Origin of the sequence: Labrenzia sp. C1B70 (genome assembly GCF_000475395.1) — a bacterium.
Lineage (GTDB): Bacteria > Pseudomonadota > Alphaproteobacteria > Rhizobiales > Stappiaceae > Roseibium > Roseibium algicola.
Genome location: NZ_AXCE01000056.1, coordinates 72,426 through 90,987 on the forward strand (window position 1 = coordinate 72,426; position 18,562 = coordinate 90,987).

Consider the following 18,562-nt stretch of genomic DNA (forward strand, 5'->3'; position numbering starts at 1 on the left):
ACTCTTTTGGAGGAGGAACTTCATGAAAATTACGGCCATCAACGTCTTTCAGGTCGACCTTCCCCTGAAAGAAGGGCGTTACAGCTGGTCCAACGGCAATTTCGTGGAAGTCTTCGACAGCACCGTTGTCGAGATCGAGACTGATGAAGGCCTCAAGGGCTATGCCGAATGCTGCCCGCTCGGGTCTGCCTACCTGCCGAGTTATGCCCTTGGGGTGCGGTCAGGGCTTCAGGAACTGGCGCCCCACCTGATCGGAAAGGATCCGCTCAATATCGGTGAAATCAACCGGGTGATGGATGCTGCGCTGCGCGGTCATCCCTATGCCAAGGCGCCGATCGACATCGCCTGCTGGGACCTGCTGGGCAAGGCGACGGGCCAGCCGCTTTATACGTTGCTTGGCGGTGCAGCCCAGGACGACGTGGTGCTTTACCGGGCGATCAGCCAGGAAGCGCCGGAGATCATGGCAAAGAAGATCGAGGGGTATGCGGCCGAAGGCTATACCAAGTTCCAGCTGAAGGTCGGCGGCGATGCCAATGACGATATCGACCGCATCCACGCCACCCGCGAAGTTTTGAAGAAATCGGATCTGCTGGTGGCCGACGCCAACACCGGCTGGACCCGGCATGAAGCCGCACGCGTCGTCGGGGCAGTGTCCTCGCTTGATGTCTATATCGAGCAGCCCTGCCTCACATATGAGGAAAGCGTCTCCATTCGCCGCCGGACGGCGCTGCCATTCGTTCTGGACGAGGTGATCGACGGGCCGAACACGCTGGTGCGCGGCATTTCCGAAGACGCGATGGATTGCATCAACCTGAAGATATCGAAGGTCGGTGGCCTGACCAAGGCCAAGCTGATGCGTGATCTCTGCGTTGCCCACGGTATTCCGATGACGATCGAAGACACCTGGGGCGGGGACATTGTCACGGCGGCGATCGCCCATCTGGCGCGCTCGACCCCATCGGATTTCACCTTCTCGGCAACGGACTTCAACAGCTACGGCACGGTTGATATCGCGGAAGGCGCACCCAAGCGTGTCAATGGCCGCATGACGGCTTCCGAGCGGCCGGGTCTCGGCATCACGCCGATCTTTGATGCTTTGAGCGAACCAGTCGCTCGCTATTCCTGAACCGGCTGACCTCAAGGGCAGAGACATGCGCAGCAGCAAGACCATCCATGTGATTTCCTGCCACGCGGAAGGCGAGGTCGGCGACGTGATCGTCGGCGGCGTCGCCCCTCCGCCGGGCGAAACGCTCTGGGAACAGAGAAGTTTCATTGCGAAGGACCAGACGCTGCGCAATTTCGTGCTGAACGAACCGCGCGGCGGTGTGTTCCGTCATGTGAACCTGCTTGTTCCGCCGAAACATCCGGAGGCGGATGCCGCCTTCATTATCATGGAGCCGGAAGACACGCCGCCGATGTCAGGATCCAACTCCATCTGTGTCTCCACGGTGCTGCTTGACGGCGGTATTGTTCCGATGGTCGAACCGGTCACGGAGATGGTTCTGGAAGCACCCGGCGGACTGGTGCGGGTGAAGGCCGAATGCCGGAATGGCAAGGCGGAGCGCATCTTCGTCCAGAACGTCACCAGCTTTGCCGACAAACTGTCAGTGCCGCTGGAAGTGGAAGGCATCGGCACGCTGACGGTCGACACCGCCTATGGCGGCGACAGTTTCGTGGTCGTCGACGCTGAGGCGCTCGGGTTCGGGATCGTCGAAGACGAGGCCAAGGACATTGCCCGCCTGGGAGTCCGGATCACCAATGCAGCCAACGAACAGCTCGGCTTTTCTCATCCGGAAAATGCCGACTGGAACCACATCTCCTTCTGCGCCTTCTGCGGCCCGCTGTCGAAGACGCCGACGGGCCTCTCCGGACGGTCCGCTGTTGCCATCCAGCCGGGCAAGGTCGACCGCTCCCCAACGGGTACGGCCGTTTCTGCCCGGATGGCGCTGATGGCGGCGAAGGGGCAAATGAACGTCGGCGACACCTTCGAAGCCGTTTCCATCATCGGGTCCACCTTCACCGGCCGGATCGTTTCACAACAGATGGCGGGCGACCGGGCCGGAATTGTTCCGGAAATTTCCGGGCGTGGCTGGGTCACCGGCATTCACCAACACATGCTCGACCCAAGCGACCCCTGGCCGGGCGGCTACAAGCTCAGCGATACCTGGGGTGCGTGACGGCTGAAGACTGGTGAAGCGTGAGTGCCAATATTGATCGGAGAGTTTGCCGAAAATTCAGTTCGTGGAGGGTGGCCTCAAATTGGCTCGATTGAAGCATTAGCCGTTGGTGTGCCGTCTCCTCCGAGCAAGCAATATGCGACTTTTAAAGAATATTATTTTTGCGGTTTCACTCATTCTGTTTCTGGAACATGCCCAGGCGAAGGACTTTGATCCTCCTTCCGGACACGAAGTAAAAGACGCCGGAGTTCAATGTGAGAAAGCGCTCTCGAAGGACTGTCTGCACACGTTGGCATTGGGCCAAGCTTATGAGGAAGACCGGCGTACCGGTTCGAGCAAACTGTTCAAGTCGTTCCTTTGGCGAATTAATGCAGACGACGAAATTCGCTCTGAGCAACTCAGGGATATGAGCCCGCCAACGGTGGAAACGCTGCTTGATGCCGGACAATGGGCAGAAGCCGAAAAGCTATTTCTTGAATACCATAAAAGTACGATCTTTGAGTTCGGATCGCCGAGGGGAACCTTCATAAAACAAATGATACTCGCTCAACTTGAGCAGGGAGAAATCGAGCTGGCGATACAGGCTGCTGGAAGCCTTGGTGATGTTTGGAATGAGCGGCTGGAAGCTCATCTGATCATAGTGAAGCACCTGCTTAATCGCGGCAATCATGAGCAGGCTCTGAAAATTGCTGACAACCTTACCCGCCATTTTCATAGAGCGGCTGTTCTGAGCGAAATCCTGGTGAGGCTCGTTTTCAGAAAGGAATTTGAGGCGGCACTCAGAGTGGCGCATTCGCTAAAAACCTTGGCGCTGGTTGATCCTCATTTTTTGCCCCGTGCTTATAAGGCTTATCTCGCTATAGCGCGTGGCCAGCTGGAAGCAGGGGAAGTCACCGCCTCAAAACGAACGATGGGATTGATTCCTGACCTCAACGAGGCAACAGACACAGAGTTTGAAGTCTTCGTAGAGGCCGCAGATTTGCTGCTAAAGCTTGGCAACAGGAAATCTGCTCAGCTTATGGCATTAAGAGCTTCTGGGGCAGCAAAGCAGACAACAGGGACGCCCAACGATGACAAAGTTCGGCGTCTGGCCGTTGCGGGGCGCTTTCTCGTTTGGTCTGGCATGGTTGATAAAGGGCGTGCCGCCTTTGAGCAGGCTGAACAACTTCTTTTGGATCGAAGAGCCAAGGGGCTAGAGGCCCGCATGGCATTTCACGTTAACAAGGTTCTGGCCGGATCTCGTGAGGCCACGCAATCCGACCGGGAAGTCATCTACAGGATCCTTCGCACAGAGAAGACTTTTGAGCGATCTCTCTTGTCCGAAGTGAAGCCTTTGCTCGATGCTGGATTCGACGAAGAAATGTATCAGGCGATTATTGCGCTTGATGCAAATGAGCGCCGATACAATGTAACCAATGATCTGATGTTGTCTCTTATCGAAAAAGACATTGAAGCTGGAAAGTTCGAACGCGCTGAACAAGTCGCTGAAAGCGCAAATACCTGGGTTGTCAGGGCAAGAGGTGTCTTTGCCGTTGCCAGCAAAACGTCGACTTCAGAAGCACGCAGGTTGCTAAATGAGCTGCATGAATGGGCCAGAAGCAATCACAGGATCAGAAATTTCGAATGGACAGCAAGCCGAATTGGCTATGATGTTTTCCGCTTATGCGGCATAGGTGCAAAACAGGTTCAGCTAGGCTTTGTGGACGATGCGCATGCCACGTTGAAACAAGCTTACGTTTTGGCAAACAAGATGAGTTTTAAAGCCAAGGCAGCGTCCTTTCTGTCCATCGCCGAAGCATTAGACGGCACTCTGCCTGCCAAATATACTCAATAATCCACTTCAGCAGCTGGTCATCGAAAGTATGCTGGTGTGTCTCGATTAAGATTATTTTTCTTTGCATTCTAAAGACTGTCTCTTCAGTTGCATTCACCAACACATGCTCGACCCAAGCGACCCCTGGCCGGGCGGCTACAAGCTCAGCGACACCTGGGGTGCGTGACTGTCGGCTGAGGTGACGTAGAGAATGACTGGTCTTGTAGGGGTGTTTCCCTAGCGGGACTTGTCATAAATATCGATATGGCTCTACTGGCAAGCTTCCTTACGTCATTCGTCTATAAGGAAAAACGTCAAGTAAACTGAATTCCTCAACTCCATTCCTCTAAAGTGAATTTTGGAGGAAAGGAAAAATTATCAGTATCGGCCGGTTAAGACTTGTGAGTGGTGCAGGAAAGCATTTTAGTAGCGCCAAGACCTGAATATTTGCGAACGCATGATTATGGACAAATTGGCGAAAAGAGGCGTTTGCCTCATTGGTTGCGGTTTCATGGGCAAGGCTCTGGTGGAAGCCTGGCTGGCAAAGGGAATGCCTGCCGGTTCCATCTACGTGCGCGATCCCCGGCCGTCCGGCTGGCTGCAAAGCCAGGCGGGCGTCAACATCAACGAGCCTTTCCCGGCGTCTCCGGCCGCGATTGTCATCGCCACCCGTCCGCAGATCGTGGAGAAGGTTCTGGCACCGCTCGGCTCCTTCGGGGGTGGCGAAACGGTGATCCTGTCGATTGCGGCCAGTAAACCGATTTCGGTGCTGGAAAAGCAATTCCCGGATGGAACGCCAATCATTCGCGCGATGCCCAACCTGCCGGCAACGGTCGGCTCTGCTGTCTCGACCTTTGTTGCCAACGAGGCGCTGACTGCCAGCCAGAAGGTGGAAGTCCTCAAGCTGATTGCCGCCTTCGGCTCGGTTGTCGAATTGCCGGACGAAGGCCTGCTGCCGGTGGTTACTGCCTTGTCCGGTGCGGGGCCTGCCTATGTGTTTGCCATGGCCGAGGCCTTTGCCGCGGCAGGGGCACGCCTTGGTCTGCCGGAGGACCTTGCTCATGAGTTGGCCGTGCGCACAGTGGCCGGCGCCGGGCGCATGCTTGCGCAGCCGGACGCGGATGCGACCGGGTTCCGCGTCGCCGTGACGTCCAAAGGCGGCACGACCGAAGCAGGCATGCTGGAGTTCATGGCTGACGAGAACGGCATTCAGGATCTTGCCCGCCGCACGGTTGAAGCCGCTGCCGAGCGCTGCAAGGAACTGTCCGGACTGAAACCTGCCGAGCAACCCCGGACCCTGCGGCTCGTCAGGGACTAGCGGCGGTTTCCAGCAGAAGTCACCTGGCTCTTCTGTAGGTCTCTAGGCTTTCAGGATTGAGGCTATATCCGAGGTTTGCAGCCGTTGGTAAGCGGATTTGATTGTGCTGCCAAAGGCCGCTGATCCTGGCAGGTCGTCGCCGAAAACCTCCGAGAGCGACAGCATCCTGTCGACATACGCGTTGCCGTCCGTTTCCTGCACAATGGTGCCAATCCTTGCGGACAGGGGGTCGTTCAACGGCAGCGAGGCGCCCGTTCTTGAAACACCGCGGCAATAGAGCATCCATGCGGCAACGGCGAGTGCCGATAGCGGCCAGGGGCTGTTGTCCTTCAGATGTTGCCGGATCGGTGCCAACAGCCGTTGCGGCAGTTTCTGACTGCCGTCAGAAGCGATCTGGGTGGTCTTGTGATGAAGCGCGGTGTTTTCAAACCGGGCAATCAGGGCTTCGGCATAGGCCTTGATATCGACACCGTCCGGCACGGCCAGCGTCGGGGCCTGTTCGTTCAGCATCAGGTTGAGGGCTGCCTGCCGGAAGGCCGGATCGGCCATGCAGTCGGCAATCGTTTTCTTGTCTGCCAGCGCCCCAAGATAGGCGAGAAACGAATGGCTGCCGTTCAGCATCCGAAGTTTCATGTTTTCAAACGGCGCCACATCTTCAACGAATTCAGCACCTGCCAGATGCCAGTCCGGACGTGGGCCGGCAAACCGGTCTTCAATTACCCACTGGCGGAAGGTCTCGCACAGGATACCGTTCCGGTCGGCGTGACCTAGTGCGTCCTCAAGCGTTGCGAACGAACTGTCGGTCATTGCCGGTGTGATGCGATCGACCATGGAGCAGGGGAAAGTGCAATTGCCTTCGATCCATTCTGCCAAATCCGGGTTGAGCCGCGCGGCGAAATCCAGAACCGCACGGCGGCACAGCTCGCCGTTGGCGGGAAGATTGTCGCACGACAGGATCGTCAAACCGGCGAGACCTGCTGCCTGTCGCCGCCGCAGACCTTCCACCAGCACGCCGATGGCCGTGGAAGGGGCATCTGGCGTTGCAAGGTCCTGCCGGATGCCGGCGTTGTCTTCATCCAGCCTGCCGTCCTTCAGGCAATACCCTTTCTCGGTGATTGTCAGTGTGATCACGGCGAGATCCGGATCGGCGATCCGGTTCGGCAAGGCATCGACGCCATCACGCTTGGGGTGGACCGTCGCACAGATAGCGCCGACCTGGCGCAATGAGAGGTCGTCACCGGACATCTCGCCGACAGTGAAAAGTCCGTCCGCCTCGTCAAGACCGGTGAGTTCGTCCGCACCGGAGTTGAGCCGGGCAACCGCGACACCCCAGTCGCTTTTTATTCCGCGCAGCATCTCGTCGTGAAACACCAGAACATGTGCCTTGGCAAAGGCGCCAAAGCCGATGTGCAGCAGTCGGATGCGCAGCTTTGTCCGGTCGTAGTCGACCGTTTCAACCAAGTGACCGACGCTGCTCATGACTGGCTCACCGTGAAGTCGATTGTATCGCCCGTTTTTCGCTCGGTTCCGTTGGCGGTCAACGTGCCGGCACCGGCCAGCCAAAGGGTGACCTTGTCGAAGGCGGGTTGCCAGTTGCCGGATATTTGCCAATCCAGATGGACTGAGACCCCTGTTCGGGAGAGGCAAAGCCGGGTCAAACAGCTCTCGCCAGCCAGTGCGTCCACCGTGTCACCGTCATCGTCATAAAACTGCGAGTGCCTGTCCGATGTTTCTTCCGGCTGTGGGTAGATACGCCACGTGCGCAAGGTGTCGGAAGACGGTGTCGACCTCAGGTTTTCGGCTGCCATCGGCAGCACTGTACCGCCTCGAACGAACAGCGGAATGGTATCGAGAGCCACCGGAACGTCGATCATCTGGCCGCCTTCATACCAGTTGCTGCCGTCAAAGGCCCACCAGCCTTCTTCGTTGGCAGGCAGCGTGACGCGCCGCGACGTTGCGCCTTCCTCGACCACTGTCGCGACCAGAAGATCCCTGCCCAGCAGGAAGTCGAATTCAGCCTCCCGGCAGGCAGGGTCGTTCGGATAATCCAGGAACAGAGGCCGCAGCATCGGCTCGCCTTCGGTCACGGCACGGTGCAGTAGGCCGTAAAGATAAGGGATCAGCTGCGCCCGAAACTTCAGCGCGTTGCGTACGAGCGGCGTTATTTCCGGATACATCCAGGCTTCGTTGGCGGTGCCGTCGTCGTTCCAGGAATGGATCGTGAAACGCGGATGGAAAATGCCGTTCTGTACCCAGCGCAGGAACAGCTCCGGCTCCGGCCGCGGGCCGGCAAAGCCGCCGACATCGTGGCCGATGTTGTAGAAGCCGGAGAGGCTGAGGCCGAGGCCCATCGGAATGTTCCAGCGCAGCGTGTCCCAGCTGGTGAAATTGTCGCCCGTCCAGGTCTGGGCATAGCGTTGCGTGCCGGGGCAGGCGCAGCGGGAAATCAGATAGGGCCGCTTTTTCGGCTGGTGGGCAACCTGGGCCTCAAACGAGGCCCGTGTCATCAGCTGGCTGTGCAGCGGACGGATCAGATTGACCGGGATCGGTTTTCCGAAACCGGCGCAGACGGCCTCGTCGTCCCACACCTCATATTCGTTGTTGTCATTCCAGGTGCAGGGTATGCCTCTGGAAAAGAGCTTGTCCTTCAGGTTTTGTTGCCACCAGCGGACGGTGTCCTCGTTGGTGAAATCTAGGTGTGAACCATAGCCGTCCCAGAAAGGTGACTGCTCGGGCTCCCCGGTTTCACTGTCGCGAATGAAGAGCCCGGCCTCGGCTGCTTCCTTGAACAGCGGGTGGTCGTCCAGAAGCACCGGCTTGATATTGGCGATGAGGTTGATGCCGGCGTCGGCATAGGCCCGGGTCATGGTCTCGACATCAGGGAAGCGGTCGGTGTTCCAATGGAACACGTAGCGCTTGCCCTTGATGGCTGTATAGCCCGACGACATCTGGAAACTGTCGCAGGGCATGTCTTCTTCCGACAGCTTGCCAAGGAACTCCATCAGCCGTTCCTGTGCATTTTCGGAATCGGTATAGGCCATGGTCGAGCCGGAGTACCCAAGCCCCCACCGCGGCATGAAGGCGGTGCCGCCCGTCAGCCGGTGATGCTGCTTGACGATATCCAGAACGCTCGGTGCCCAGCTGAAGTAATAGTCAAGGTCACCATCGGCGGCGCGGAAGGCGCGGAAAGGCAGGTGGTAGTTGTCTTTCTCGTTGCCGAGGTCGAACCAGCAGGGAGCCAGCGTGTCGTAGTAAAGCCCGACTGCGCCGAGCCGGCCCTTGTCGGTGATAGTGAAGGGAATGTGCTTGTAGAGCGGGTCGGTGGTTTGCGCGTCGTAGCCCATGGCATCGAGATTGCGCATCTCGAAGCGCCTGCCGGTGCGCTCCAGACCACCGGCCTTTTCACCGAGACCGTAGTAACGCTCATCCGGGTTTCGCCGCATGAAATGATGATTGCGATGGTCGCGGCGCCCGATCATGTAGGCGTCCTGGGGCCGGTCGCGGGCGATCTCCTGCCAGGGTTCGCCGGCAGCGGGCCGGCTTTCCCAGACGAAGGCAAGCGGGGTATTGATGGTCAGGCGCAGGTTTTCCGTTTCCAGGACAAGCCTGCCGCCCTGCTCTTCCAGCATGAAGTCGGGGCAGGAAAAACCTGCGAGGTCGTCGCGCGCGCGGCCGTCGAACGGCACGTCGCCTTCCGGTGCGATGGCCCAGGTCCGGTCCAGACGATAGGTCCCGTCCTTCAGAAGAACAACGCGGATGAGCGCATTTTCGAGAACCTTGACCACCAGGCGGTGCCGGTTCTCGACTTCAAGTGCGATCCCGGCGCTGGAGCGGCCCAGGTAACGCCAGTTTTTGAGGGCTTTCATGACAGATCCTAGTAGCCGAGGAGAACGCGCGGCAGGAACAGGCTGAGGGCAGGCACGTAAGTGACCAGCAGCAGGAGAGCGACCAGCACCGCGTAGAAGCCGAGCATGGGTCTGAGTACCTGGCCGATCTTCACCCCGCCGACCGAGCAGCCGACAAAGAGTGCCGACCCCACCGGCGGTGTACAGATGCCGATACACAGGTTGAAGGTCATGACGACGCCGAAATGCACCGGGTCCATGCCGAGATCTTCCACCACCGGCAGGAAGATGGGGGTGAAGATCAGCAATGCGGGCGTCATGTCCATGAAGGTGCCAACCACAAGCAGCGCCAGGTTGATGATCAGCAGCAGGACGAGCGGATTTTCAGAAAGGCTCAGCAGCGTATCGGAGATCGAATAGGGGATATCCGCAAAGGCCATCGCTTTCGACATGGCGATGGAACAGCCGATCATCAGCAGCACGATGGACGTTGTCACCGCGCTTTCCAGGATGATGCCCGGAAGTTCGCGCGGCGAGATTTCCCTGTACCAGATCACGCCCAGGAAGAGCGTGTAGACAACAGCAACGGCTGAAGCTTCGGTTGCCGTGAAGATGCCGCCGATGATGCCGCCCATGACGATCACGATCAGACCAAGCGGCAGCATGGCGTCCAGCGTCTTGGCGATAACTTCCTGGCCACTGGGCCGTTCGGCAACCGGATATCCCCTGCGCTTGGCAATGATGCCGGCGACGACCATCAAGCTGAGCCCCATCAGGATGCCCGGAATGTATCCGGCAACGAACAGGGCCGCGATGGAGGTGCCGTTGGTAATCAGCGAATAGACGATGAAGGTTGCGCTCGGTGGGATCAAAAGGCCTGTCGGGCAGGAGGCGATGTTCACCGCCGCGCTGAACGCCGGATCGTAGCCTTCCTTCTTCTGAAGCGGAGACATGACGCCGCCGACAGCGGCGGCCGAGGCAACGGCGGAGCCCGAGATGGAGCCGAACATCATGTTGGCGATGACGTTGCAGTGGGCAAGCGCGCCGGGCAGGCGGCCGGCCAGAACCTTGGCGAACTCGATCAGGCGCATGGCGATGCCGCCCCGGTTCATGATGTTGCCCGCCAGAATGAAGAACGGAATGGCCAGCAGGGTGAAGCTGTCGAGACCGGAGGCGACCTGCTGAGCGACGATATAGACCGACTGGTCGAACGACATGAACAGCAGGAAGGTGGCGAAAGCTGCAAGACCGATGGCGAAGGCGATCGGTACGCCCAGGATCATCAGAAAGGCGAATGTCCCGAACAGGACGAGGACAGATTGGATATCCATGAAGTTACTCGTTCCCGGTCAGGTTTCAGTCCAGAGGGCCGCCGACGCTGGCGGTGCCTTCCTGCTCGTTCGGGCCGCGGCCAGTGCGAAAGAGGTCGGCCAGAAATGTCAGGCAGTAGTAGAGAATGCAGAGCCCGGAGAACGGGATCGCGATATAGACGAGGCCCATGGGGAGGCGCAGCGCCGGGGATACCTGCTGGGTTTCCAGCGTCCGGCTGACCAGGTCGAGCCCGCCGTAGACCATCACGACCCCTGCAAAGAGTGCGATGGCGGCAATGATGCCGACATTGACCAGAAGGCGCAGGATGCCGGTCGTGATGACGGGCAGCAGGTCGATGGCAAGGTGTCGTCGCTGGCCGAAGGTGTAAGCCCCGCCCAGCAGAGCAACCCAGATGAACAGGAAACGGGCCATTTCATCTGTCACCGTGCTCGGGCTTTGCAGCACGTAGCGCGAGACGACCTGCCAGACGACACAGGCAACCAGGACGGCGAAGGCGATGGTGATGACGAGACGCAGGACCATGTCCACGCCTCTGGTGATGACTGTCACGATATTCCTCCCGCGCAGGCCTCGTTCTTGCCGCGGCAACAGGCGCGGCGTGGGCTCCGACACTTTAAGACATGCGTCAGGAAATTAAATTGGTCAACCAATTTTCCAAAAAAGGTTGACTGATTTTGAAAATTGGACGAACAATTCCTCATCCGCGGCGGTCTGGCCTTGCAAGTCCCGCGGCCAACCGATCCGTTCCGGCACGGAACGCAAGTCCTGCGGCCAAGGCTGCAATTGGGAGGAAATCATGTCGAAATTCGTTAAGCTGGCGGCTGTTCTTGCCGCGGGCGTCGTCGCTCTGGGTTCTGCCGCCAGCGCCAAGACGCTGCGCCTCAACCACAACAATCCGGAAGACCATCCGCTGCATAAGTCGATGCAGTTCATGGCCGAGCGCGTTGAAGAGCTGACAGACGGCGATCTGAAAATCCGCATCTATGCCAACGCCCAGCTTGGTACCCAGCGTGAATCCATGGAGCTGATGCAGAACGGTTCCCTGGACATGGCCCGTTCCAACGCATCCGAGCTGGAGGCCTTCGAGGAATCCTACGGTGCGCTCAACCTGCCCTACATCTTCGTCAGTGCCGACCACTACTACGACGTTCTGACCAATGACATCGGCGCGGACATTCTTGCCTCGTCCGAGGACAAGGGCTTCATCGGCCTTGCCTATTACATCGAGGGCGCACGTTCCTTCTACGCCAACAAGGCGATCCATTCCCCGGCCGACCTGAAAGGCATGAAGATCCGCGTTCAGCCGAGCCCGTCCGCCATTCGCATGGTTGAGCTGCTCGGTGCCAACCCGACCCCGATTGCCTGGGGCGAGCTTTACAGCGCTTTGCAGCAGGGTGTTGTCGATGGCGCTGAAAACAACCCGATCGCGCTTACGTCCGCCCGTCACGGCGAGGTTTCCAAGTTCTATTCCGACGACGGCCACACCATGATCCCGTCCGTCGTGATGATTTCCACCAGCTCCTGGAACGATCTGACCGACGAGCAGAAGGAAGCCATGCGCACGGCCGCACGTGAATCCATGGATTTCCACCGCGAGCAGTGGGATGCCATGAGTGCGGAAGCGGTCGAGACCGCGAAGAGCGAACTCGGCGTGGAATTCGTCGAAGTGGAAAAGGGCCCGTTCATCGAAGCGGTCCTGCCGATGCATGAGGAAGCGGCGGCCAAGTCTCCGGTCGTTGCCGACCTGATCAAGCGCATCAAGGCAGCTGCGCAATAACATCTGAAAACACCTGAAAGTCCCGCCGGAGACCTGACCGATGCTCGAACGCTCCCATCTCGCCGACAACGCCTTGCAGGCGCTGCATGACGAAGACTATGACGTGCCCTTCAACACGCAGTCCTTGTGTCATGACGGCCTGATCTTCATGGGTGGGCGGGCATCGGAAAGCCTTGATGGCGACTGGACTTTCTGTGTCGATCTGCTCGACACCGGCCTCCGGCAGAAATGGTTCGCCATGCTGCCGGAGGCGCCGGAAAACCGCACTGAACCCTGGGACTATGATCCCTACATGGGGGAAACGGTGCCGGTTCCGTCCAACTGGGCGACGATTAAGGAGAAGTGGTACTTCTTCGAAGGCAGCGCCTGGTACACGCGGGCTCTCGACATGGAGACGGTGGACAGTTCCAAGCGCCAGTTTCTGAGGTTCGGTGCCGCGAGCTATGACTGCAAGATCTTCCTGAACGGCGAATTCCTTGGCAACCACTACGGTGCGTCGACACCTTTCTGCGTCGAGCTGACGGGCAAACTGAAGACCGGCCGCAACTGGATCATGGCCTGCGTCAACAACACCCGGACACGCGACCGGGTGCCGATGCGCAATACCGACTGGTTCAACTACGGTGGTCTCTATCGGGAAGTCTCATTCTTCGAAACACCGAAGACCCTTATCAAGGACTTCTTTCTTTATCTTGTGCCGGACGGCACATATTCCACGCTGCGGGCCGAAGTCACCGTCGACGGTGTGCCGGCTGGTGCTGTGACGCTTTCCATTCCCGGGCTTGGCATCGAAAAAGATATTGTGCTGGATGCGGAGGGCAAGGGAGCGCTCGACATTTCAGGCCGGCCGCAATTGTGGAGCCCGGAAACGCCCGTCCTTTATGATGTCAGCGTTTCGTGCGGCGAAGACCGTGTGTGCGACCGGATCGGTTTTCGCCAGATCGAGCGCCGCGGCACGGATATTCTGCTGAACGGGGCGCCTCTGTTCCTTCGCGGGATTTCCGTCCACGAGGACGATGCAATCCTCGGCAAGGTGACAAATGAGGATGATTTGCGCCGCCGCTTTGCCCATGCGCGCGAACTGGGCTGCAACTATCTGCGACTTGCACATTATCCGCATCACGAACGGGCGGCTCAGATTGCTGATGAACTCGGCTTTTTGCTGTGGGAGGAAATCCCGGTCTACTGGGCCATCGATTTCGCCAATCCGGCGACCTATCGCGATGCTGAAAACCAGTTGTCGGAACTGATCAAGCGGGATCGCAACCGGGCAAGTGTCGTCATCTGGTCCGTCGGAAACGAGAATCCTGACACGGATGCCCGGCTTACCTTCATGAAAGGCCTTGCCGAAACCTGCAAACGTCTCGACCCGACCCGCCTGACTTCCGCAGCCTGTCTGGTGAACCACGCCCGGAACCGGATCGAGGACAGGCTCGCGGCGCATATCGATATCATCGGCCTCAACGAATATTACGGCTGGTATGAAGAGAATTTCGATGACCTTGCCGCGATCGGGGAGAACTCGGACCCGGACCGTCCGGTGGTGATTTCGGAAACGGGTGCTGACGGCGTTATCGGTGAGAAAGGTCCTAAGTCTGGCCTCTTCAGCGAAGATTACATGGCCGAAGTCTACATCAGGCAGATCGCAACTCTGCGCGAACTTGGATATATCAAAGGCATGTCGCCGTGGATACTTTACGATTTTCGTGTCGAACGGCGCCAAAATATTTTCCAGAACGGCTATAACCACAAGGGGCTGATTGCCGCCGACAAGAAAACCAAGAAAAAAGCATTCCATATCCTGGCCGACTATTATCGCGAGATTGCAGCTGCCGGGGAGGGTGCAAGGAAGGCCTCATGACCAGCGATCCTGCAAAGCGCCGGTACCAGGAAATTGCCGAACTTCTCGCAAGGCGTATCGAGGAGGAGGGCTACAGGCCCGGCGACAAGTTTCCGACCGAGCGACAGATTTCGGTCGAACTCGGTATCAGCCGCTCCCTGGTGCGCGAAGCTTTCATCGTTCTTGAAATCGAAGGCTATCTGGACGTGCGCAAGGGCTCCGGCAGCTATGTGGCGGCCGGCGAAAAGATTTCGCTTCATATTCCGAAAGCAGACTACGGCCCCTTCGAATTGCTGCAGGCCCGCCAACTCCTTGAAAGCAGCATTGCCGGCTTTGCCGCCAACACGATCACCAAAAGCGACATCATTCATCTGCGGGAGACGCTTGATCTGGAGCGCAGGGCGATCGAACACGGTGAGGAAGATTACACCGCCGACCGGCAGTTCCACCGGCAGATCGCCGAAGCAACCCAGAACAGTGTTCTGGTGGACCAGGTGGAAGACCTCTGGAACAAGCGTGAAAACAGTTCCATGTGGGCGCGGCTGCATGACCGCATCTTCGATCTCAGCTACCGGGCCAAATGGCTGGATGATCACGCCGAAATTCTGGAGGCATTGCGCCACCGTAACTCCGAGAAGGCGCGCCTTGCCATGTGGCAGCACCTGGAAAACGTTCGCCTGACCCTGCTTGAGCTTTCCGACGTCGGCGATCCTGATTTCGACGGTTACCTTTATACCCCGGCACAGGCCGCGCCCTGAGCGCCGGGCATCATGTGGCCAGACGCAAGACCCCAAACACAAAACGCTGCAGCGATAACAACAAGAAAGACTTCAGGCGATGATCGAAAGCTGGCGCTGGTTCGGACCGCAGGACCCCATCTCCCTGAGGGATATCCGCCAGACAGGTGCACGCGGCATCGTCACCGCCCTGCATGACATTCCCAACGGCACCTTCTGGCCGGAAGAGGAAATCGCGTCCCGCCGCCGCATGATCGAGACAGCCGGCCTAGAATGGGTCGTCACCGAGAGCATTCCGGTGCATGAGGACATCAAGACCGGGGCGCCCGGATGGGAAAAGTGGGCGGTAAACTGGGCGGAGACGGTTCGCGCCCTGGCGCGCCAGGGCATCAGGACGATCTGCTACAATTTCATGCCCGTGCTGGACTGGACCCGGACGGATCTCGACTACGAACTGGAAGACGGTGCAACCGCCCTGCGGTTCGAGTTCGCGGCCTATGCCGCGTTCGATCTGTTCATCCTGCAGCGGGAGGGCGCTGAGGCGGACTATGATGCTGCCGATATTGCGCTTGCCGAGGAACGCTTTGCCCGGATGTCCATCGAGGAGCGGGACAGGCTGACCGCCAATATCATTGCAGGACTGCCCGGTTCGGAAGAAAGCTACACGCTGGAGACATTCCGGGACCGCCTCGCGTCTTATTGTGGTATCGGCCGGGAAGAGCTTTTCCGGAACCTTCAGAACTTCCTTGAAATCGTCGTGCCGGCCGCCGAGGAGGAGGGTGCCGTACTGGCCATCCACCCGGATGACCCACCGAGGTCTCTCTTCGGTTTGCCGCGAATTGTCGGGTCGCTCGGTGATCTGCAGCGAATTGCCGGCATGAACCCGTCAATGGCAAACGGCTTTACCGTCTGCTCCGGGTCGCTTGGTGTCAGCGCCGGCAACAATATTCCCGAAATCATCGATGCATTGGGTGAGCGGATCCATTTCGCCCATCTGAGGGCAACCAGGCGCGAGCAGGATCCCCGCAGTTTCCGCGAAGATGCGCATCTTGAGGGGGACGTCGATATGGTCGCCATCATTCGTGCACTGCGGCGCATGGAACGACAAACGGGTAAGTGGATCCCGATGCGACCGGATCATGGGCATCGCATATTGAACGATCTCAGCGGAACATCGACGCCCGGGTATCCGGCGATCGGCCGGTTGCGGGGACTGGCGGAGCTGCGCGGTGTGACCCGGGCGGTTGATATTCTGGACACAGTCGAAGCGGCGGCTGAATAGGTCATTCGGGCAAGGCAACAACCTTGACCGGGCGCGGTATCCGATTACATCCATCTGCTGAGAAACTTCACGGCAATGGCGATGGCACCGGTCATGCCCGAGATCCCGGAGACCTGAATGGAAAAGAATGTCGATACCCTTGTAGAGGACGGGCACGATGTCATCCTCATCGAAGGACTGAAAGTCGCGACGCAGATCGGCATTCTGGACAGCGAGAAAAACCGGACACAAACCGTCTGCTTCGATATCGAAATGCAGACCGTTACCGGCTATCGCCGTATCGTGCGCGAAACGGGTGCGTTTGTTTCCTATGCCGACGCGGTCGAATTCATTCTGCAGAAGGCAGCCTCCGGCGGTCATATCGACCTGGTCGAGGATTGGGCTGAAGCTGTTGCGGATTTCGTTTTGACGAATGAGCTGGTTGAAGGCGTCAGCGTGAAGGTCACCAAGCCGGACATCTTTGAGGAAGCCGCGGGCGTCGGCATTCGCATTAAGCGCCGCCGGCCGTCCCGTTGACCTTGCCCTCTCACCGCATTTTCCTATCTGCCCTGAAACCTGCCTGATCCCGCCCGGCTTTTCCGGGCAAGAGGTTCGACACCGGGAGCCCCGCCTCACATGATTTCCGCCGACCGCCTGCTGCCTCTCTGGCTCAAATATCGCGATGCTCTCGAAGCACCGATCCGAACCTTCGAATTTGAAAAGTTTGGCCGGCGGTTCGAGGACCGCACCTATCAGATGGGCGTCCTGAACCTGTCACCGGACAGCACCTATCGCGAAACGGTCTGCCATACCTTCGAAGCGGCGCTTTATCGTGGCCGGCGCATGACGCTGGAGGGGGCGGCGATGGTCGACATCGGCGCGGAGTCGACCGGCGAGACTGCGGACATCGTCGCGGCCGAGCGGCAGATCGACCGCATGCGTCCGGTCGTAAAGGCTCTTGCCGACGAAGGCATTCTTGTTTCCGTTGAAACCTATCATCCGGAAGTGGGCGTCGCCCTGCTGGAAGCCGGAGCAGGAGTGGTCAATCTGACGGGACGCGTTGACGACCCGGCCTTCTACGAGGCGATTGCGAAGCATCAGGCGGGTATCGTCCTGTGTTACACGCCGGGCAAGAATGCCCGTTCCGATGATTACCTGCCGCCGGCTGAAGATATCTTCGATCACCAGCTCACATTCTTCCGCGAGAGGGTCCATCTGGCCACGGAAGCCGGGATCGAGCGGCTGTGGGTTGACCCCGGCTTCGGCTTTGCGCTGCACTTGCCGGACGGGCCGGACCGGATCCGGTATCAGACCGACAGTATTCTCCAGTCGTTCCGCCTGCGGGAACTCGGTTGGCCGGTGACCGTGCAGTTGACCGGGGCAGTGTATCTGTTCCGTGATGAAGTTCGGGTGGCACAGACCAGCGCGGCAACTCTGGCTGTCATGTCGAGAGCAAACCTGGTGCGCAGCCATGAAGTGCCACGCGTGCAGCCGGTCCTGAACCTGCAGGATTTCGCCTGAAGAGTTGGCCGCTTCCTAGAGTCTGTTTCTTGAGGGGCAAGCCGAGACAAACCCGAGCCAACCGGAGGAGTGCATATGGCAACCGACAGGATCGCACTGGTGACAGGGGCCGGCAAACGGCTCGGCAAGGCCATCGCCAGGGGGCTGGCGAATGAAGGTTATGCCATGGGCCTCCATTACAACTCTTCTGCCGAGGGGGCGCAGGAGCTTCACGACGAGATTGTCGCCGAGGGCGGCAAGGCCGCACTCTTGCAGAAAGACCTGAGCCGGCCGGAGACGGCCGGTGGCCTGATTGAGGACACTGCCGCTGCACTGGGTGGACCGGTCGAGGTGCTGGTGAATTCCGCATCCGCATTCAACACAGACAGCTTGTGTGACCTGACGATCGATACCTGGCAGTTCCTGATGAACGTCAATGCGGCCGCGCCGGTATTCCTGATGCAGGCATTCGCCAACCAGGATCCCTTGCCGGAAGGCGGGGCGATCGTGAACATGCTCGACACCCAGATGCTGTCGGCGTCCCCGGAACGGTTCAGCTATTTTTGCGGAAAGTTCGCGCTCGACGGGGCAACCCGTCTGGCGGCCTACGATCTGGGACCCAGGGGCATCCGCGTCAATGCGGTTGCTCCGGGCCTGATCCTGCCGAGCGACCAGACCCAGGAAAACTTTGACGCTAGGCAGAAGTTGACGCCAATGGGGCCGGGCCTCGGGCCTGATGATGTGGTCGATGCGGTGATCTATCTGGTTGGGGCCAAACAGGTGACCGGACATACGCTGGTGGTGGATGCCGGGCAGCGGCTGATGGGCTTCGGAAACGCGCCGATCGGATGAAATTGAGGAAATCCTTGGGATTTCATGGTTAGCGAATGGTTAATATCCACTGCCTCGAAAGAGGGGCGAATTTTCTTTCAAAAAAAATCAAAACCGGTGTTGACGGGTTG

Annotated in this window: 15 protein-coding genes; 11 read left to right on the forward strand and 4 right to left on the reverse strand. The window is 58.9% G+C overall.

Annotated elements, in window-relative coordinates:
• Positions 1–22: 22 nt before the first annotated feature.
• From Q666_RS59575 to Q666_RS59590, 4 genes are all read left to right on the forward strand, one after another.
• Positions 23–1,126 (forward strand): cis-3-hydroxy-L-proline dehydratase, encoded by a 1,104-nt coding sequence (locus Q666_RS59575; RefSeq protein WP_023000144.1) that lies wholly within the window; start codon positions 23–25, stop codon positions 1,124–1,126.
• Positions 1,127–1,151: 25 nt separating this feature from the next.
• The gene (locus Q666_RS59580; RefSeq protein WP_023000145.1) at positions 1,152–2,177 is read left to right on the forward strand and encodes a proline racemase family protein; all 1,026 of its coding nucleotides are present in this window, start codon (positions 1,152–1,154) and stop codon (positions 2,175–2,177) included.
• Positions 2,178–2,313: 136 nt separating this feature from the next.
• On the forward strand, positions 2,314–4,011 hold the full coding sequence (locus tag Q666_RS59585) for a hypothetical protein (protein WP_023000146.1): 1,698 nt from the start codon (positions 2,314–2,316) through the stop codon (positions 4,009–4,011).
• A 442-nt stretch (positions 4,012–4,453) separates the two neighbouring features.
• Positions 4,454–5,308 carry a pyrroline-5-carboxylate reductase gene (locus tag Q666_RS59590; protein ID WP_286133766.1) on the forward strand — a complete coding sequence of 285 codons (855 nt, stop codon included), beginning with the start codon at positions 4,454–4,456 and terminating at the stop codon, positions 5,306–5,308.
• 42 nt (positions 5,309–5,350) lie between these two features.
• Here Q666_RS59590 and Q666_RS59595 read toward each other — a convergent pair whose 3' ends face one another.
• Genes Q666_RS59595 through Q666_RS59610 form a run of 4 tightly spaced genes read right to left on the reverse strand, consistent with a single transcriptional unit; the run spans position 5,351 to position 11,034 of the window.
• The gene (locus Q666_RS59595) at positions 5,351–6,787 is read right to left on the reverse strand and encodes a mannitol dehydrogenase family protein (protein WP_023000148.1); all 1,437 of its coding nucleotides are present in this window, start codon (positions 6,785–6,787) and stop codon (positions 5,351–5,353) included.
• On the reverse strand, positions 6,784–9,174 hold the full coding sequence (locus tag Q666_RS59600; RefSeq protein ID WP_023000149.1) for a TIM-barrel domain-containing protein: 2,391 nt from the start codon (positions 9,172–9,174) through the stop codon (positions 6,784–6,786). The genes Q666_RS59595 and Q666_RS59600 overlap by 4 nt, the downstream gene beginning before the upstream one ends.
• A gap of 8 nt (positions 9,175–9,182) precedes the next feature.
• Positions 9,183–10,484, reverse strand: a complete 1,302-nt coding sequence (locus tag Q666_RS59605) for a TRAP transporter large permease (RefSeq protein ID WP_023000150.1) — start codon at positions 10,482–10,484, stop codon at positions 9,183–9,185.
• Between the two features lie 25 nt (positions 10,485–10,509).
• The gene (locus Q666_RS59610) at positions 10,510–11,034 is read right to left on the reverse strand and encodes a TRAP transporter small permease (RefSeq protein WP_088665207.1); all 525 of its coding nucleotides are present in this window, start codon (positions 11,032–11,034) and stop codon (positions 10,510–10,512) included.
• Between the two features lie 247 nt (positions 11,035–11,281).
• Here Q666_RS59610 and Q666_RS59615 point away from each other — a divergent pair, with 247 nt between their 5' ends.
• The 7 genes from Q666_RS59615 (at position 11,282) to Q666_RS59645 (ending at position 18,452) form a co-directional block, all read left to right on the forward strand.
• Positions 11,282–12,262, forward strand: a complete 981-nt coding sequence (locus tag Q666_RS59615; protein ID WP_031269012.1) for a TRAP transporter substrate-binding protein — start codon at positions 11,282–11,284, stop codon at positions 12,260–12,262.
• 40 nt (positions 12,263–12,302) lie between these two features.
• Positions 12,303–14,123: a glycoside hydrolase family 2 gene (locus Q666_RS59620; protein WP_023000153.1), complete on the forward strand. Its 1,821-nt coding sequence runs from the start codon at positions 12,303–12,305 to the stop codon at positions 14,121–14,123.
• Positions 14,120–14,860: an FCD domain-containing protein gene (locus Q666_RS59625; RefSeq protein WP_023000154.1), complete on the forward strand. Its 741-nt coding sequence runs from the start codon at positions 14,120–14,122 to the stop codon at positions 14,858–14,860. Before Q666_RS59620 ends, Q666_RS59625 begins: the two co-directional genes overlap by 4 nt.
• A 79-nt stretch (positions 14,861–14,939) precedes the next feature.
• Entirely contained in the window at positions 14,940–16,121 is a 1,182-nt protein-coding gene (gene uxuA / locus Q666_RS59630; RefSeq protein ID WP_023000155.1) for a mannonate dehydratase, read from the forward strand.
• Between the two features lie 117 nt (positions 16,122–16,238).
• Positions 16,239–16,637, forward strand: coding sequence for a dihydroneopterin aldolase (locus Q666_RS59635; protein WP_023000156.1), 399 nt, complete (start codon positions 16,239–16,241; stop codon positions 16,635–16,637).
• 99 nt (positions 16,638–16,736) lie between these two features.
• Positions 16,737–17,621, forward strand: coding sequence for a dihydropteroate synthase (locus Q666_RS59640; RefSeq protein WP_023000157.1), 885 nt, complete (start codon positions 16,737–16,739; stop codon positions 17,619–17,621).
• A 75-nt stretch (positions 17,622–17,696) separates the two neighbouring features.
• Positions 17,697–18,452, forward strand: a complete 756-nt coding sequence (locus tag Q666_RS59645; protein WP_023000158.1) for an SDR family oxidoreductase — start codon at positions 17,697–17,699, stop codon at positions 18,450–18,452.
• The last annotated feature ends 110 nt before the right edge of the window (positions 18,453–18,562 follow it).

Excerpts from the sequence above, each read along its gene's own strand:
- Q666_RS59575 (WP_023000144.1), top strand. The coding sequence starts at position 23 with ATGAAAATTACGGCCATCAACGTCTTTCAGGTCGACCTTCCCCTGAAA.
- Q666_RS59580 (WP_023000145.1), top strand. The coding sequence starts at position 1,152 with ATGCGCAGCAGCAAGACCATCCATGTGATTTCCTGCCACGCGGAAGGC.
- Q666_RS59585 (WP_023000146.1), top strand. The coding sequence starts at position 2,314 with ATGCGACTTTTAAAGAATATTATTTTTGCGGTTTCACTCATTCTGTTT.
- Q666_RS59590 (WP_286133766.1), top strand. The coding sequence starts at position 4,454 with ATGGACAAATTGGCGAAAAGAGGCGTTTGCCTCATTGGTTGCGGTTTC.
- Q666_RS59595 (WP_023000148.1), bottom strand. The coding sequence starts at position 6,787 with ATGAGCAGCGTCGGTCACTTGGTTGAAACGGTCGACTACGACCGGACA.
- Q666_RS59600 (WP_023000149.1), bottom strand. The coding sequence starts at position 9,174 with ATGAAAGCCCTCAAAAACTGGCGTTACCTGGGCCGCTCCAGCGCCGGG.
- Q666_RS59605 (WP_023000150.1), bottom strand. The coding sequence starts at position 10,484 with ATGGATATCCAATCTGTCCTCGTCCTGTTCGGGACATTCGCCTTTCTG.
- Q666_RS59615 (WP_031269012.1), top strand. The coding sequence starts at position 11,282 with ATGTCGAAATTCGTTAAGCTGGCGGCTGTTCTTGCCGCGGGCGTCGTC.
- Q666_RS59620 (WP_023000153.1), top strand. The coding sequence starts at position 12,303 with ATGCTCGAACGCTCCCATCTCGCCGACAACGCCTTGCAGGCGCTGCAT.
- Q666_RS59625 (WP_023000154.1), top strand. The coding sequence starts at position 14,120 with ATGACCAGCGATCCTGCAAAGCGCCGGTACCAGGAAATTGCCGAACTT.
- uxuA (WP_023000155.1), top strand. The coding sequence starts at position 14,940 with ATGATCGAAAGCTGGCGCTGGTTCGGACCGCAGGACCCCATCTCCCTG.
- Q666_RS59635 (WP_023000156.1), top strand. The coding sequence starts at position 16,239 with ATGGAAAAGAATGTCGATACCCTTGTAGAGGACGGGCACGATGTCATC.
- Q666_RS59640 (WP_023000157.1), top strand. The coding sequence starts at position 16,737 with ATGATTTCCGCCGACCGCCTGCTGCCTCTCTGGCTCAAATATCGCGAT.
- Q666_RS59645 (WP_023000158.1), top strand. The coding sequence starts at position 17,697 with ATGGCAACCGACAGGATCGCACTGGTGACAGGGGCCGGCAAACGGCTC.